Origin of the sequence: Paracoccus thiocyanatus (assembly GCF_900156255.1) — a bacterium.
Taxonomy (GTDB): Bacteria; Pseudomonadota; Alphaproteobacteria; order Rhodobacterales; family Rhodobacteraceae; genus Paracoccus; species Paracoccus thiocyanatus.
The window spans coordinates 15,253-29,601 of record NZ_FTMK01000002.1; the positions used below are offsets into that span (position 1 = coordinate 15,253).

Consider the following 14,349-nt stretch of genomic DNA (forward strand, 5'->3'; position numbering starts at 1 on the left):
CCCGGCCGCTCAGCGGATCGGGTTGCGATAGATCATGCGCCGCACCGAGCCGGTCTTCGAACGCATCAGGATGGTCTCGGTTTGCAGGTAATGCGGCTCGCGCTTGACCCCGGCCAGGATCGAGCCGTTCGTCACCCCGGTCGCGGCAAAGATCACGTCGGCCGTCACCATTTCGTCGCGCGAATAGATGCGGTCCAGGTCGGTGATGCCGGCCTTGGCGGCGCGGCCGCGCTCATCGTCGTTGCGAAACAGCAGCTTGCCCCAGATCTGCCCGCCCATGCATTTCAGCGCCGAGGCCGCCAGCACCCCTTCGGGTGCGCCGCCGGACCCCATATACATGTCGATCCCGGTCAGCTCCGCCTCGGCGCAATGGATCACGCCCGCCACGTCGCCATCGGTGATCAGGCGAATGGCGGCCCCGGTCGAGCGGACCTCGGCCACCAGGTCCTCGTGCCGGGGCCGTTCCAGGATGCAGACGGTGATGTCGCTGTCCTTGACGCCGCCGGCCTGGGCCAGCGCCCGCACCCGTTCCGAAGGCGTCATGTCCAAGCTGACCACGTCCTTGGGATAGCCCGGACCGATGGCCAGCTTGTCCATATAGACATCGGGCGCATGCAGCAGCGTGCCGCGCGGCGCCATGGCGATGACGGTCAGCGCGTTCGGCATGTCCTTGGCGGTCAGCGTCGTGCCCTCCAGCGGGTCCAGCGCGATATCGACCGCGGGGCCTTGGCCGGTGCCGACCTCTTCGCCGATGAACAGCATCGGCGCCTCGTCGCGCTCGCCCTCGCCGATGACGACGACGCCCTGGATGTCAAGCTTGTTGAGCTGTTCGCGCATGGCGTTGACGGCCGCCTGGTCGGCCGCCTTCTCATCGCCGCGGCCGATCAGCCGCGCCGAGGCATGGGCGGCGGCCTCGCTGACGCGGGCAAGGCCAAGCGACAGCATCCGATCATTGAAATCCTTGGGCGAGGTCATGCGGAAATTCCTTGTGCTTGCGGCTTTGCGGGCTTCTACGCGCCCCGTTCGGGCCCGGCAAGACTGGGCGCGCTAACGGTTCAGCTTTCGGCCAGTTCCAGCGCCAGCGCGTGGATGCGCGGCACGATGTCGCCCAGGGCGCCATGCACCAGCCGGTGACGCGCGACATGGCCCAGCCCGGCAAAGCGGGCGCTGGCCATGCGGATGCGGAAATGCGTCTGGCCGCCCTCGCGCCAGCCGCCATGGCCGCGATGGCTTTCGCTTTCGTCGATGATGTCCAGCCGCGAAGGCTCCAGTATTTCCAGCCTTTGGCGCATCTCGTCGGCAATCATGTCCGTTTCCCCTTTCATGTCCCGCGAAATAGCCTAAACTGCCTGTCCCGTTGAGGACAAGGCAGGCAGATGAGCAACAGCGACCCGTTCGGTTTCGACATTTCCGCGGCCGCGGACAAGAAGCGCCGCTCACGCGGGCGACGCGGCATGTCCGGCGCCTTCGAGACCTCGACGCGGCAATGCGACAAGGAAGGCTGCAACGAGCCCGGCCAGTATCGCGCGCCGAAATCGCCGCGTGCGCTGGACGAATATTACTGGTTCTGCAAGGAACATGTCCGCGAATACAACCTGAACTGGAACTATTTCCAGGGCCAGTCCGAAGCCGAATTCCAGGAGTTTCTGGACAATGCCACGGTCTGGGAACGCCCGACCAAGCCCTTTGGCCGCGCGACGCAGGAACAGAAATGGGCGCGGCACGGCATCGACGACCCGCTGGAGATCCTGGGGACCAACGGCACCAACCCCGAATTGCGCACGCGCACGGCCCGCAAGCTGCCGCCGACCGAGCGCCGGGCGCTGGAGATCCTTGAAGCCAAGGACAGCTGGAGCCGCGCGGAAATCCGCAAGCAATACAAGTCCCTGGTCAAGGATCTTCATCCCGACATGAATGGTGGCGACCGTTCGGACGAAGATCGCTTGCAGGAAGTGGTCTGGGCCTGGGACCAGATCAAGGACAGCCGCAGCTTCAGGGATTGAAGAATGGGGGCTTTGCGCCCCCACGCCCGACGGGCAGGCCCGCCGGGCTTCCCCCGCAGGATATTTTTCCACGAAAGAAGCGAAGAAAAGCCGCGCCCGCCCGGCTTCTTTCGTGCCTAAATATCCTGGGGGAGCGCGGAACGCGCGGGGGCAAAGCCCCCCCTGCGGCCTTACAGCTCGCGCTTGATCGCCTCGGCCAGGTCGGTCCGCTCCCAGGAAAAGCCGCCATCGGTATCCGGCGTGCGGCCGAAATGGCCATAGGCAGCGGTGCGGCGATAGATCGGGCGGCACAGCGCCAGATGCTCGCGGATGCCGCGCGGCGTCAGGTCCATGGCACGCGAAACGGCGCGCTCGATCTCGGCTTCGGGGACTTCGCTGGTGCCGAAGGTATCGGCATAGATCGACAGCGGCTTTGCCACGCCGATCGCATAGGACAGTTGGATCACGCAGCGCGTCGCAAGCCCGGCCGCGACCACGTTCTTGGCCAGGTAGCGCGCCGCATAGGCGGCCGAGCGGTCCACCTTGGTCGGGTCCTTGCCGGAAAAGGCACCGCCGCCATGCGCGGCCGCGCCGCCATAAGTATCGACGACGATCTTGCGCCCGGTCAGGCCGGTATCCCCGTCCGGCCCGCCGATCACGAAAGTGCCCGTGGGGTTCACCCACCATTCGGTGTTCTCGGTCAGCCATTCCGCGGGCAGAACCTCGCGGATATAGGGCTCGACGATGGCGCGGACATCGTCCGATGATTGGCCTTCGTCCTTGTGCTGGTGCGACAGGACCAGGCTGGTGATCTCGACCGGCTTGCCGTTTTCATAGCGCAGGCTCAGTTGCGATTTGGCATCCGGGCCCAGCGTCGGCTCGGCGCCGGATTTGCGCACCTCGGCCAGGCGGCGCAGGATCGCGTGGGCATATTGGATCGGCGCCGGCATCAGTTCCGGCGTCTCGTCCACGGCATAGCCGAACATGATGCCCTGGTCGCCCGCGCCGTCGCGGTCCACGCCCTGGCTGATATGAGCGGATTGCTCGTGCAGGTAGTTGTGGACATGGCAGGTGTTCCAGTGGAACTTTTCCTGTTCATAGCCGATATCGCGGATGGTATTGCGGGCGATCTCGGTGATGCGGCCCATATATTCGCCCAGCTTTTTCTGGTCGGTCAGCCCGATCTCGCCGCCGACGACCACCGTCCCGGTGGTGGCGAAGGTTTCGCAGGCGACGCGCGCGGCCGGGTCCTCGGCCAGGAGCGCGTCCAGGACCGCATCCGAGATCTGGTCGCACAATTTGTCGGGGTGGCCCTCGGAGACGGATTCCGAGGTGAACACATAGTCCTGTCTGGCCATGAAGTTGCTCCGTTGAAATGACGCCGCCACGCCAGGAAGCCGTTGTGACGGTCAGGCAAAGCGTTAGTGGACGCGGGGGGCGGCGTCAACTGCGCAACGCGCGGGGCCGGCGCGCCGCGACCAGCAGCAAGGCCGCCAGCGCCAGCGCCAAGGCCGGCCAATCGCCAAGCCGCGACCAGGGCGTCGGCGGCAGCGCGCCGGGGAGCGCCGCGTCGATGCGGCCGGCGCGGTTCAGGCCCAGCGTGGCGCGCAGCCCCCCGCGGGCGTCGATTACCGCCGAGACGCCGGTATTGGCCGCCCGCATCAGCGGCAGGCCCGATTCGATGGCGCGCAGCCTGGCCTGGGCCAGATGCTGCCAGGGTCCCGACCATTGACCGAACCAGGCGTCGTTGGTGACTTGCAAAAGCCAGGAGGGCCGGTTTTCCCCGCTGACAAGGTGGTCCGAGAACACGGCCTCGTAGCAGATCAGCGGCTGCATCGGCGGCAGGCCGGGCAGGCGCATGACCTGCGGGCCGGGGCCGGCGGAATAGCCGAAGCCGTGCTGGGCGGCAAAGGCGCGGATGCCAAGCTGCGCCATCATGTCGCCCCAGGGCGTGTATTCGCCAAAGGGCACCAGGTGGAACTTGTCGTAGATCGGACCGATGCCCTGGGCCGAAAATTCGGTCAGGCTGTTGAAGTAACGCTCGCCCTCGACCCGCTGGATGCCCAGCACGACCGGGGCGCCGACATAGGCGGCGATGTCCTGCGGTGCGGTGCCGGCTTGTTCCAGCAGGAAGTTCACCGCGGTTTCGGGCCAGATCACCGCGTCGGGCGGCGGCATGTCGGGGTCGCGGATGGCCGACAGGTCGAGCAGGCGTCGGAAGAACACCTCGGACCACCAGGGATCCCATTTCAGCGCCTGGGTGGCATCGGGCTGGACCAGGCGCAGCCGCATTCCGGTATCGGGCGGCAGGGGCTGGGCCAGCCGCGCCAGCCCCGCGCTCCAGGCCGTGGCGACGACCAGCAGGGCCAGCACCGTGCCGGGCAGCGCCGGGAACCGGCCGGGCCGGCGAAAGCACAGGGGCAGGGCGGCGGCCAGCATGGTCAGGCCGGAAAGCCCGATCGCACCCAGCGTCGCCGCGACCTGGCCGGCGGGGGTGTCGATCCAGACATGGCCGGTCAGTGCCCAGGGCAGGCCGGTGAAGATCCAGCCGCGCAGCCAGTCCGACAGCACCATCAGCGCCGCGAAGGCAAGGCCCTGCCGGGGAAAGCCGGGCGCCAGGCGGCCGGCGAGCCAAGCCGGAACGGTCCAGAACAGCGCCCCCCCGGCGGCCATGAAGAGCAGCGCAAAGGGGGCCATCCAGCCATAGGTCTCGGGCTCGACAAGAAAGGGTTCGACGATCCAGGACATGGCCAGCGCGAAATGGCCCAGCCCGGCGGCAAAGCCGTGCCAGGCTGCGGCGCCGGGCGTCGCGGCGCGGGCGATGCGATGGCAAAGCAGCGCCAGCGCCAGCAGCGTCAGCGGCCAAAGACCCCAGGGCGCCTGACCCAGCGCAGCCATGGCCCCCAGCCCCGCGTCAAGGCCGAGCGCCGCCCAGGAAAGGCGGCCGCGTCGTGCCGGGGACATGCAGGCCGGAACGGCCATGGGCGCGGTCTCAGGTCCCGGCGGCGCTGTCGTCGGGGCCGGTTTCCGGGGCCGCAGCCGCGCCGCCAGCCGTTTCCGCAGCCGGCTGTTCTGCCGCGGGTTGTTCTGCCGCCGACGGTTCTGCCGGCGCGGCCGCCTTGGCCCTGGGCTTGCGCGGAGCGCGCGGCTTGGCGGGCGTCCGGGCGGTCTTGCGCGCAGGCTTGGCCGGGGCCTCGGCCGGCGCGGCTTCGGGCTGCTCGCCGTCGGTTGCGGGCTCGGCCGCGCTTGGATCAGCGGCTCGCGCGCCGGAAAGCTCGGCCGGGGCGGGCTCGGCCTTGGGCTTGGTCACGCGCGGCTTGCGCTTGCGGACCGGCTTTTCCTGGGCCGGTTCGCCGGGCGCCGCGTCGGCCGTTTCCGCCGCCTGCACGGCCTGCGGTTCGGCTGCCGAGGCAGGCTCTGGCTGGGATGCGGCGGCCTCGGTATTTTCCGCGCCTTGTTCAGGCTGGGCCTGTTTCGGCTCGATCGGTTCCGGCTCTGCCTGGACGGGTTCCGGCTGGACGGGTTCCGCCTGGATGGGCTCGGCCCGCTTCTCGTCCTGGCCTTGCTCGGGGCGGTTTCGCGCCGCGCGCTGCCGCCTGGCTGGTGCCTGCCTGTCGGTATCGGCACGGGCGCGCGGCGTTTCCGCATCCGGCTGGGCGGCCACGACGTCGTCGGCGGGTGCGGCATCGGCCGGTTCGGTAAAGCCGGGGCGGAAGCTGCGGGTCATGAATTCGGGCATGTGATCGCCCATGCCCATGACCGGGTGGCGGTCGGTGCGGCGGTCGTCGCGCCGGTCATGGCGGTCGCCATGACGCTCGCGGCGCTCGTCCCTGCGTTCGTCGCGGGGGGCGCGCTCTGGCCGGCGGTCGACCTGCTCGGGTGCGGGGCTGGCCTCGGCGCGCGGTTCGGCGGCGGGGACGGGCGGGCGCTGCTCGCTGTCGTCGCGGCGGCCGCGACGCTCGCGGCCGCGGTCCTTGCGGCCGCTTTCGCGCGCCGGCCGGGGCGCGTCCTGCGCGGCGCTGGACAGGGTAAAGCCCTCGGGCACCGGGGCGCGGGGCAGGGCCTGCTTGACCAGCGATTCGATGGCGCCCAGGTATTTTTCGTCCGCAGGCGTCGCGATCGAGATGGCGGTGCCCAGCCGCCCGGCGCGGCCGGTGCGGCCGATGCGGTGGACGTAATCCTCGGCATGGCTGGGCAGGTCGAAGTTGAACACATGGCTGACCGCCGGGATGTCCAGGCCCCGCGCCGCCACGTCCGAAGCGACCAGGAAGCGCAGCGTGCCTTCGCGGAACCCGTCCAGCGTCGCCGTGCGGTGGCGCTGGTCCAGGTCGCCATGGATCGGCGCGGCGTCGAAACCGTGCGCTTTCAGCGACTTGGCGACGATGTCCACCTCGGTCTTGCGGTTGCAGAAGATGATGGCGTTTTTCAGCCCCTCACCCTCGGCCCGGATCATGGCGCGCAGCAATTCGCGTTTTTGCTTGGCGGTCTGGTCGCGGCGCGAGGGGGTGATCTCGACCAGCTTCTGGGTGATCGTCTCGCTGGTGGTGGCCTGGCGGGCGACCTCGATACGCTCGGGCGCATGCAGGAAGGTGTCGGTGATGCGCTCGATCTCGGGCGCCATGGTGGCGCTGAAGAACAGCGTTTGCCGGGTAAAGGGCGTAAGCTGGAAGATGCGCTCGATATCGGGGATGAAACCCATGTCGAGCATGCGGTCGGCCTCGTCCACCACCATGATCTGCACGCCGGTCAGCAGCAGCTTGCCGCGCTCGAAATGATCCAGCAGCCGGCCGGGCGTCGCGATCAGCACATCGACGCCGCGGTCGATCAGCTTGTCCTGTTCGCCAAAGGAAACGCCGCCGATCAGCAGCGCCTTGGTCAGGCGCGTGTGCTTGGCGTAGATGTCGAAATTCTCGGCCACCTGGGCGGCCAGTTCGCGCGTCGGGCACAGCACCAGGCTGCGCGGCATCCGCGCCCGCGCCCGGCCGCGGCCCAGCAGCGTGATCATCGGCAGGGTGAAGCTGGCGGTCTTGCCGGTGCCGGTCTGGGCGATGCCCAGCACGTCGCGCCCTTCCAGCGCCGGGGGAATCGCCCCCTCCTGGATCGGCGTGGGCGATTCATAGCCCGCTTCGGCGATGGCTTTCAGAACCTTGGGGTCCAGCTTCAGATCGGAAAACTTGGTCATTCAGGGCTTTCGTATCAATGCGCGGGGTCGCCGCGCCGTGCTTGCGTCCATCGCCGCCCAACCGGGAAACCGGGGGGTTCGCGGCGGGTCGGGACGCAATTTCCGCACGCCCCTCGCCTTGCCTGCCGGATGCAGACAGGGCGGGCCTAGCCGAAAACCTGCCCTTCGTCAATCTGATGCGAAAACGCGGCTTGGCCGCCCGGTTGACGGCCCCCTTGGCCAGGCGCTATCCCCGGACGATCTTACGGATGGAAACCATGAACCTTTTCTCGGATATCCGCACGCTGGTCCTTGACGCGCTGGCGCAGATGGAGCGGGCGGGCGATCTGCCCGCGGGCCTCGACACCGCCAATGTGACGGTCGAGCCGCCGCGGGACGCCGCGCATGGCGACATGGCCACCAATGCCGCCATGGTGCTGGCCAAGCCCGCGGGATTGAAGCCGCGCGACATTGCCCAGGCGCTGGCCGCCCGCCTGGCCGCCGACCCCCGCATCGCCTTGGCCGAGGTGGCGGGGCCGGGCTTTCTGAACCTGCGGCTGGCGCCGGGCGAATGGCAGGCGGTGATCCGCGCGGCGCTGGCCCAGGGCGGCGATTACGGCCGTTCGGACATGGGCCGGGGCCAGCGCATCAACGTGGAATTCGTCAGCGCCAACCCGACCGGGCCGATGCATGTCGGCCACACCCGCGGCGCGGTCTTTGGCGATGCGCTGGCGGCGCTTCTGGATTTCGCCGGGCACGAGGTCACGCGCGAATATTACATCAACGACGGCGGTGCCCAGGTCGATGTGCTGGCGCGTTCCGCCTATGAACGCTACCGAGAGGCCAACGGGCTGGAGCCCGAGATCCGCGAGGGGCTTTATCCCGGCGATTACCTGATCCCGGTGGGCGAGGCGCTGAAGGCGAAATACGGCACCAGCCTGCTGAAAAAGCCGGAATCCGAATGGCTGGCCGAGATCCGCAGCTTCGCCACCGAGGCGATGATGGAGATGATCCGCGCCGACCTGGCGCTGCTCAACGTCCATATGGACGTGTTTTCCAGCGAAAAGGCGCTTTACGGCACCGGCCGGATCGAGGCGGCGATCGAGCGGCTGCGCCAGCAGGGCCTGATCTACGAAGGCGTGCTGGAGCCGCCCAAGGGCAAGACCCCCGAGGATTGGGAGCCGCGGGAACAGACGCTGTTCCGCTCGACCGCGCATGGCGACGACGTGGACCGGCCGGTCAAGAAATCGGACGGCGCCTGGACCTATTTCGCCCCCGACATCGCCTATCACTGGGACAAGATCGAGCGCGGCTATGACGCGCTGATCGACGTGTTCGGCGCCGACCATGGCGGCTATGTCAAGCGCATGACCGCGGCGGTCAAGGCGCTGTCGGACGGCCGGGTGCCGCTGGACGTCAAGCTGATCCAGCTTGTGCGGCTGTTCAGGAACGGCGAGCCCTTCAAGATGTCCAAGCGCGCCGGCACCTTCGTCACCCTGCGCGACGTGGTCGAGCAGGCGGGCGCGGACGTGACCCGTTTCCACATGCTGACGCGCAAGAACGACGCGGCGCTGGATTTCGACTTTGCCCGCGTGCTGGAACAGTCCAAGGACAACCCCGTCTGGTATGTGCAATATGCCAGCGCGCGGGTGAACTCGGTCCTGGGCAAGGCGGCCGAGATGGGCGTCGACACCCTGGACGCGGCGCTGGCGCAGGCGGATCTGGCGCAGCTTGCGCATCCGGCCGAGCTGGAACTGGCGCGCAAAGTTGCAGAATGGCCACGCACGGTCGAGATCGCCGCTCGCGCGCACGAGCCGCACCGGATCGCGTTTTTCCTTTACGATATTGCGTCCGAGCTGCATTCGCTTTGGAACCGCGGCAATGACGAACCGGCCCTGCGTTTCCTGCAAGAGGGCGACATGCAGGCCACGGCGGCGAAAATCGCCCTGCTGCGGTCCGTCGGCGTTGTCATTTCGGCCGGTCTTGGTATCTTGGGTGTCACTCCGGCCAAGGAAATGCGCTGAGAAACGGCGCCTGCCGGGGCGAGCAGTTGAACAAGCAGCGTCGGGACAACCGGCAGGCAGGCAGGAATGACGGTAGTAGATTTCCGCTCTTCGGGCGGGTTTGACGGGTCGCAGCCCCATGGGCTGTCGCATGACTATTCCCATGCCGATGGGCAACAGGGCCATTCCGGCGACTGGCAGGATCAGGACTGGCAGGAAAGCGGCTGGGACGACCAGCCCTATCGCTCGGACGCCGAGTCGCTGGTCGATTCGCCGTCACTTTTGGGGCGGGTCACGCGGCTGACGCATTACCTGGGGGCGCTGGTCTCGGTCGGGCTGATCGTGATCCTGGCGGTCTGGGGCTACAAGCTTGTGGTCCGCGACGTCTCGGGCGTGCCGGTGATCCGCGCGGTCGAGGGCGAGGCCCGCACCGCGCCCGACAATCCGGGCGGCGAACTGACCCATCGCACCGGCCTGGCCGTGAACTCGGTCGCAGCCGGCGCCGACGCGCAGCCGGTGGACCGCGTGGCCATCGCGCCGCAGCCCGCCGGGCTGGAGCCGCAGGACGTGGCCATGGGCGAGTTCGGCGCCACGGCGCAAGAGCCTTCGCACCCCGTCGAATTGCCGCTGCTGGAGGAAACCGCCCGCGTCATCGCCCGCCCCGACGGCGAGGCCCCGACCGAGGCCGATCCCGCGGCGCAATCCGTGGCCAGTGCAGTGATCTCGGACGCCCCGGCGGCCGAGGCCCCGGTCAACGAGGTCGTGACCGACCTGGCCGGCAACCAGACCCGCGACACCGCCATCACCACGGCATTGGCCGAGGCCGGGGCGACGCCCGCCGCCATCGCGCAATCCTCGCGCCCGGCGCCGCGTCCGCGCCGCATGGCCGCCGCGGCGACGGTCGCAAGCGATGCCGCGCCCACACCGGCCGCTGCCGCCCCCGAAACCCGCCCCGATGCCGCGCCGCAAGCCGCAGCCCCGGCCCAAAGCCCGGCCCAGGTCGCGCCGGGCGCGCCGCTGGTGCAGATCGGCGCCTTTGACAGCGACGCGCTGGCGCGGGGCGAATGGGACCGCGTATCGGGCAAGTTCTCTGCGCTGTTCGCCGGCAAGGGCCTGGTGGTCCAGGAGCACAAGGCGAACGGCCGCAGCTTCTGGCGGCTGCGCGCCGCGGGCTTCGCCTCCAAGGACGACGCCCGCCGCTTTTGCGCCGCCCTGATCGCCGAGGGCGTGGACTGCATCCCCGCCACCGCGAACTGAGCCGCTGACGTGACCAGCGCCACGATTCTTGGCGGCATCGCCGGCCCGGAGTTGAGCCGGGCCGAGCGCGATTTCTTTCGCGCCGCCGACCCTTGGGGATTTATCCTGTTTGCGCGGAATGTCGACACGCCCGACCGCCTGCGCCGGCTGACCGGCGACTTGCGCGATGCCCTGGGCCGCGACGCGCCGGTGCTGGTCGACCAGGAAGGCGGGCGCGTCCAACGCCTGCGCGCGCCGCATTGGACCGACTGGCCCGCGCCCCTGGTCCAGGCCGGACGCGGCGAACGGGCGATCTGGCTGCATCATCACCTGATGGCGCAGGAACTGCGCGCCGTGGGCATAGATGCCGATTGCGCCCCGGTGCTGGACATCGCCCGCGACGACACGCATCCCTTCCTGAAGGACCGCTGCCTTGGCGCCGATGCCGGCACGGTGATCCGCCTGGGCCGCATCGCGGCGCAGGCGATGCTGGCCGCGGGGGTGCTGCCGGTCATCAAGCACATGCCGGGCCATGGCCGGGCGCGGGTGGACAGCCACAAGGACCTGCCGGTGGTCGAGGCGTCGCTGGAAGAACTGCGCGCCACGGATTTTGCCCCGTTTCGCGCGCTGGCCGACCTGCCCATGGCGATGACCGCGCATATCCGCTTTGTCGCGCTGGACGACGCGCCCGCCACGGCCTCGGCCCCGGTGGTCAGGATGATCCGGCGCGAGATCGGCTTTGAGGGGCTGCTGATGTCCGACGACATCGGCATGCAGGCGCTGTCGGGCAGCCTGGCCGCGCGCGCCGCCGCCACCATTGCCGCCGGCTGCGACCTGGTGCTGTCCTGCAACGAAACCGTGGCGCAGATGGAAGAGATCGTCGCGGCCGCCGGCGCCATGGCGCCGCGCGCCGTGGCGCGGGGCCAGGCGGCCCTGGCCCTGCGCGACGCGCCGGTGCCGCATGAGGCCGCGGCGCTGCGGGCCGAACTGGCGGCGCTTGCCGGGCCGGCGGCTTGACCCGTTGACTAAGCCCGGCCTATGGCGGATTCTGCGCAGGTTCCCTTGCCTGGACGCGACATGACCAAGGTGCCCTACCTGACCCCCGTGCCCGACCCCCAGGCGCGCGCCCAGCCGGATCCCCGGACGGATCCGGCGCCGCATCTGCCGGGGCTCGCGCCGCAGCCGGCGGCCGAGCGCCGCGCCGAAGAGGTGCTGGTCGTCGACGTCTCCGGCTTCGAAGGGCCGCTGGACCTGCTTCTGACCCTGTCGCGCACGCAAAAGGTCGACCTGATGCAGGTCTCGGTGCTGGAGCTTGCCGACCAGTATCTGGCCTTTGTCGACAAGGCCCGCGCGCTGCGCATCGAACTGGCGGCGGATTACCTGGTGATGGCGGCCTGGCTTGCCTATCTGAAATCGCGCCTGCTGCTGCCGCCCGACCCCGAGGCCGAAGGCCCCAGCGCCGAGGACATGGCGGCGCATCTGGCCTTTCAGCTTGAGCGGCTCAATGCCATGCGCGAGGCGGCGGCGCGGCTGATGGCCCGCGACCGGCTGGGACAGGACCGTTTCGCCCGCGGCGCGCCCGAAACCGTTGCCCGCCAGCGCCAGGTCGCCTGGCAGGCCGGGTTGATCGACCTGATGCGCGCCTATGCCAGGCTGCGCACCCGCGACGAGTTCCGGCCCTATGCCTTTGACCGCCGCGACGTGCTGAGCATGGAACAGGCGCTGGAGCGGGTGCGCGGGCTGATCGGCTATGCCGGGGGCTGGACGGAACTGGCCGATTTCCTGCCCGAGGGCTGGGACGGCGACCCGCAGCGCCGCCGCTCGGCCACCGCGGCGACCTTTGCCGCCACGCTGGAGCTGGCGCGCCAGGGCAGGCTTGAGATCGCCCAGGCGGGCAGTTTCGCGCCGATCACCATCCGCAGGCGGCCGCAATGAGCCGCGACGATCCAGCCCCCGATCCGCAGCGTTTCCCGCCGCCGCCCCCGGCCGAGCAGGAGCGCATGGTCGAGGCGATCCTGTTCGCCGCGGCCGAGCCGATGAGCGCGCGCGAGATCGCCGCCCGCCTGCCCGCCGGCTGCGACGCGGCCGAGGCGCTGCGCGCGCTGCGCGCCCGCTACGAGGGGCGGGGGGTGCAACTGGCGCGCGCGGGCGACGCCTGGGCCTTTCGCACCGCCGCCGACCTGGGCTTTCTGATGCAGGAAAGCGTCGTCGAAAGCCGGCGCCTGTCGCGCGCCGCGACCGAGACCCTGGCGATCATCGCCTATCACCAGCCCGTGACCCGCGCCGAGATCGAAGAGATCCGCGGCGTCGCCGTCAGCCGCGGCACGCTGGACCAACTGATCGAACTGGGCTGGGTGCGCATCGGCCGCCGCCGCCAGACGCCGGGGCGGCCGGTGACTTTCGTCGTGACCGAGGTTTTCCTGGATCATTTCGGCTTGGAAAGCGCCCGCGACCTGCCGGGCCTGGCGGAATTGCGGGCCGCCGGCCTGCTGGATTCCCGCCCGCCGGGCGAGGGCTTGGCGCCGGGGCTGTTCGATGGCGAAACGGACGAAGAGACCGGCGGCCAGGCCGAGGATTTATTCGAAAGTGAATGAACAACGGAACGTAAGAAGATGAATATGAACGGCATTATCAATATGCTGATCCGCATGGCAAGCAACCGGATGCTGAATTGGGGCATTCGCAGGATGAACGCGCCCAAGCCGGGGGAAAAGCAGACGCCGCAGCAAAGAAGCCGCGAAAGGGCCGCGCGCGAAGCGGTCAAGCGCGCCCGGCAGGCCGCCCGGATCACCCGGCGGCTGCGTTAGCAGGGGGCTTTGCCCCCACCGCGCTGGCGCGCGGCCCCCCAGGATATTTCGCCACGGAAGAATGGAAAGGCTGGGGATCAGGCGAACTGCTTGGCCAGTTTCAGGCCCTGGCCCTGGTAGTTCGAGGCGATGCCGCTGCCATAGAGCCGCTCGGGCCGCGCGGCCATTCGTTCATAGACCAGCCGGCCGACGGTCTGGCCGTGTTCCAGCGCGAATGGCGCCTCGTGGCAGCGCACCTCCAGCACCCCGCGCGCCCCCTGGCCGGCGCTGCCATGGCCGAAACCTGGGTCGAAGAAACCGGCGTAATGGACCCGGAATTCGCCCACCATCGCCAGATAAGGCGCCATTTCCGCGGCGTAATCGGGGGGGATCGCCACCGATTCCCGGCTGACCAGGATATAGAATGCGCCGGGGTCGAGGATCAGCTGGCCGTCGGTGGTCCGCAACGCGTCCCAGAAATCGCGCGCCTGATAGGCGCCGATGCGGTCAAGATCGATGACCCCGCTATGCGGCCGGGCGCGATAGCCGACCAGGTCGCCGGACTGCGGCCGCAGGTCGACCGAAAAGCCCAGCCCGTCGTCGATCAGCGCCGCGCCCGTCACCAGCGGCTCGCGCCCGTGCAGGTCGCGCAATTCGGCATCGCTTAGCGTGGCCTGGCCCTGTCGCAGCCGCAACTGGTTCAGCCGCATCCCCGGCCGCACCAGGACCGAAAAGCTGCGCGGGCAGATTTCGGCATAGATCGGGCCGTCATAGCCCTGGGGCAGGCGGTCGAATTCGGTGCCTTCGTCCGTGACCAGCCGCGTCAGCAGGTCGAGCCGGCCGGTCGAGCTTTTGGCATTGGCGACCGCGTCCAGGCCCTGGGGCAGGGACAGCCGCTCCATCAGCGGCACCAGGTAGACGCAGCCTTTTTCCAGCACCGCGCCGCCGGCAAGGTCCATGCGGTGCATCTCGAAATCCCGCAGCCGGTCGCTGACCTTGCGGCCGCGCCCGGCCAGGAACGAGGCGCGCAGCCGCCAGGCCGTGGTGCCCAGGCGCAGGTCCAGGCTGGCGGGCTGGACCTGTTCGGGCAGGATGGGCCGGCTGGCCGAGATCGCGCCATTGGCGATCAACTGGCGCAGGGTCGTATCGGGAAGGACACCGTTCACGCGAAACCCTTTCGG

The 14,349-nt window shown here is 69.4% G+C and carries 12 protein-coding genes, 1 pseudogene and 1 riboswitch; of the genes and pseudogenes, 7 read left to right on the forward strand and 6 right to left on the reverse strand.

Annotation, left to right across the window (positions count from 1 at the left end):
* Positions 1-9: 9 nt before the first annotated feature.
* Positions 10-975: a class II fructose-bisphosphatase gene (glpX, locus tag F3H32_RS01485; protein WP_115756647.1), complete on the reverse strand. Its 966-nt coding sequence runs from the start codon at positions 973-975 to the stop codon at positions 10-12.
* An 80-nt stretch (positions 976-1,055) separates the two neighbouring features.
* Positions 1,056-1,307, reverse strand: coding sequence for a BolA family protein (locus tag F3H32_RS01490; RefSeq protein WP_149763786.1), 252 nt, complete (start codon positions 1,305-1,307; stop codon positions 1,056-1,058).
* A gap of 69 nt (positions 1,308-1,376) precedes the next feature.
* Between F3H32_RS01490 and F3H32_RS01495 the strand changes: the two genes are divergently transcribed.
* Positions 1,377-2,003, forward strand: coding sequence for a DnaJ domain-containing protein (locus F3H32_RS01495; RefSeq protein WP_149763788.1), 627 nt, complete (start codon positions 1,377-1,379; stop codon positions 2,001-2,003).
* 170 nt (positions 2,004-2,173) lie between these two features.
* Here F3H32_RS01495 and metK read toward each other — a convergent pair whose 3' ends face one another.
* The 3 genes and pseudogenes from metK to F3H32_RS01510 form a co-directional block, all read right to left on the reverse strand.
* On the reverse strand, positions 2,174-3,340 hold the full coding sequence (gene metK, locus F3H32_RS01500; protein WP_149763790.1) for a methionine adenosyltransferase: 1,167 nt from the start codon (positions 3,338-3,340) through the stop codon (positions 2,174-2,176).
* A 5-nt stretch (positions 3,341-3,345) separates the two neighbouring features.
* Positions 3,346-3,394, reverse strand: a riboswitch (SAM-SAH riboswitch).
* A gap of 31 nt (positions 3,395-3,425) precedes the next feature.
* Entirely contained in the window at positions 3,426-4,880 is a 1,455-nt protein-coding gene (lnt, locus tag F3H32_RS01505; RefSeq protein WP_262494976.1) for an apolipoprotein N-acyltransferase, read from the reverse strand.
* A gap of 804 nt (positions 4,881-5,684) precedes the next feature.
* Positions 5,685-7,164 (reverse strand): annotated as a pseudogene (locus F3H32_RS01510) (DEAD/DEAH box helicase); the annotation flags it as partial.
* 257 nt (positions 7,165-7,421) lie between these two features.
* On the opposite strand from F3H32_RS01510, the gene argS reads away from it, so the two are divergent.
* The 6 genes from argS (at position 7,422) to F3H32_RS01540 (ending at position 13,189) form a co-directional block, all read left to right on the forward strand.
* The gene (gene argS, locus F3H32_RS01515; protein WP_149763796.1) at positions 7,422-9,167 is read left to right on the forward strand and encodes an arginine--tRNA ligase; all 1,746 of its coding nucleotides are present in this window, start codon (positions 7,422-7,424) and stop codon (positions 9,165-9,167) included.
* 66 nt (positions 9,168-9,233) lie between these two features.
* Complete coding sequence (locus F3H32_RS01520; protein ID WP_149763798.1) at positions 9,234-10,403, forward strand: SPOR domain-containing protein; 1,170 nt, start codon at positions 9,234-9,236, stop codon at positions 10,401-10,403.
* A 9-nt stretch (positions 10,404-10,412) separates the two neighbouring features.
* On the forward strand, positions 10,413-11,399 hold the full coding sequence (nagZ, locus tag F3H32_RS01525; RefSeq protein WP_149763800.1) for a beta-N-acetylhexosaminidase: 987 nt from the start codon (positions 10,413-10,415) through the stop codon (positions 11,397-11,399).
* 60 nt (positions 11,400-11,459) lie between these two features.
* A complete protein-coding gene (locus tag F3H32_RS01530; protein ID WP_149763802.1) occupies positions 11,460-12,317 on the forward strand; it encodes a segregation and condensation protein A in 858 nt (285 codons plus the stop codon).
* Positions 12,314-12,976, forward strand: a complete 663-nt coding sequence (gene scpB / locus F3H32_RS01535) for an SMC-Scp complex subunit ScpB (RefSeq protein WP_149763804.1) — start codon at positions 12,314-12,316, stop codon at positions 12,974-12,976. The genes F3H32_RS01530 and scpB overlap by 4 nt, the downstream gene beginning before the upstream one ends.
* A gap of 24 nt (positions 12,977-13,000) precedes the next feature.
* Entirely contained in the window at positions 13,001-13,189 is a 189-nt protein-coding gene (locus F3H32_RS01540) for a hypothetical protein (RefSeq protein WP_223191315.1), read from the forward strand.
* A gap of 77 nt (positions 13,190-13,266) precedes the next feature.
* Here F3H32_RS01540 and F3H32_RS01545 read toward each other — a convergent pair whose 3' ends face one another.
* Positions 13,267-14,334, reverse strand: coding sequence for a 2'-deoxycytidine 5'-triphosphate deaminase (locus F3H32_RS01545; protein ID WP_149763808.1), 1,068 nt, complete (start codon positions 14,332-14,334; stop codon positions 13,267-13,269).
* Positions 14,335-14,349 lie beyond the last annotated feature (15 nt).

Bases quoted from the DNA above. Each gene is read 5' to 3' on its own strand.
- glpX (WP_115756647.1), bottom strand. From the start codon at position 975: ATGACCTCGCCCAAGGATTTCAATGATCGGATGCTGTCGCTTGGCCTT.
- F3H32_RS01490 (WP_149763786.1), bottom strand. From the start codon at position 1,307: ATGATTGCCGACGAGATGCGCCAAAGGCTGGAAATACTGGAGCCTTCG.
- F3H32_RS01495 (WP_149763788.1), top strand. From the start codon at position 1,377: ATGAGCAACAGCGACCCGTTCGGTTTCGACATTTCCGCGGCCGCGGAC.
- metK (WP_149763790.1), bottom strand. From the start codon at position 3,340: ATGGCCAGACAGGACTATGTGTTCACCTCGGAATCCGTCTCCGAGGGC.
- lnt (WP_262494976.1), bottom strand. From the start codon at position 4,880: ATGGCTGCGCTGGGTCAGGCGCCCTGGGGTCTTTGGCCGCTGACGCTG.
- argS (WP_149763796.1), top strand. From the start codon at position 7,422: ATGAACCTTTTCTCGGATATCCGCACGCTGGTCCTTGACGCGCTGGCG.
- F3H32_RS01520 (WP_149763798.1), top strand. From the start codon at position 9,234: ATGACGGTAGTAGATTTCCGCTCTTCGGGCGGGTTTGACGGGTCGCAG.
- F3H32_RS01530 (WP_149763802.1), top strand. From the start codon at position 11,460: ATGACCAAGGTGCCCTACCTGACCCCCGTGCCCGACCCCCAGGCGCGC.
- scpB (WP_149763804.1), top strand. From the start codon at position 12,314: ATGAGCCGCGACGATCCAGCCCCCGATCCGCAGCGTTTCCCGCCGCCG.
- F3H32_RS01540 (WP_223191315.1), top strand. From the start codon at position 13,001: ATGAACGGCATTATCAATATGCTGATCCGCATGGCAAGCAACCGGATG.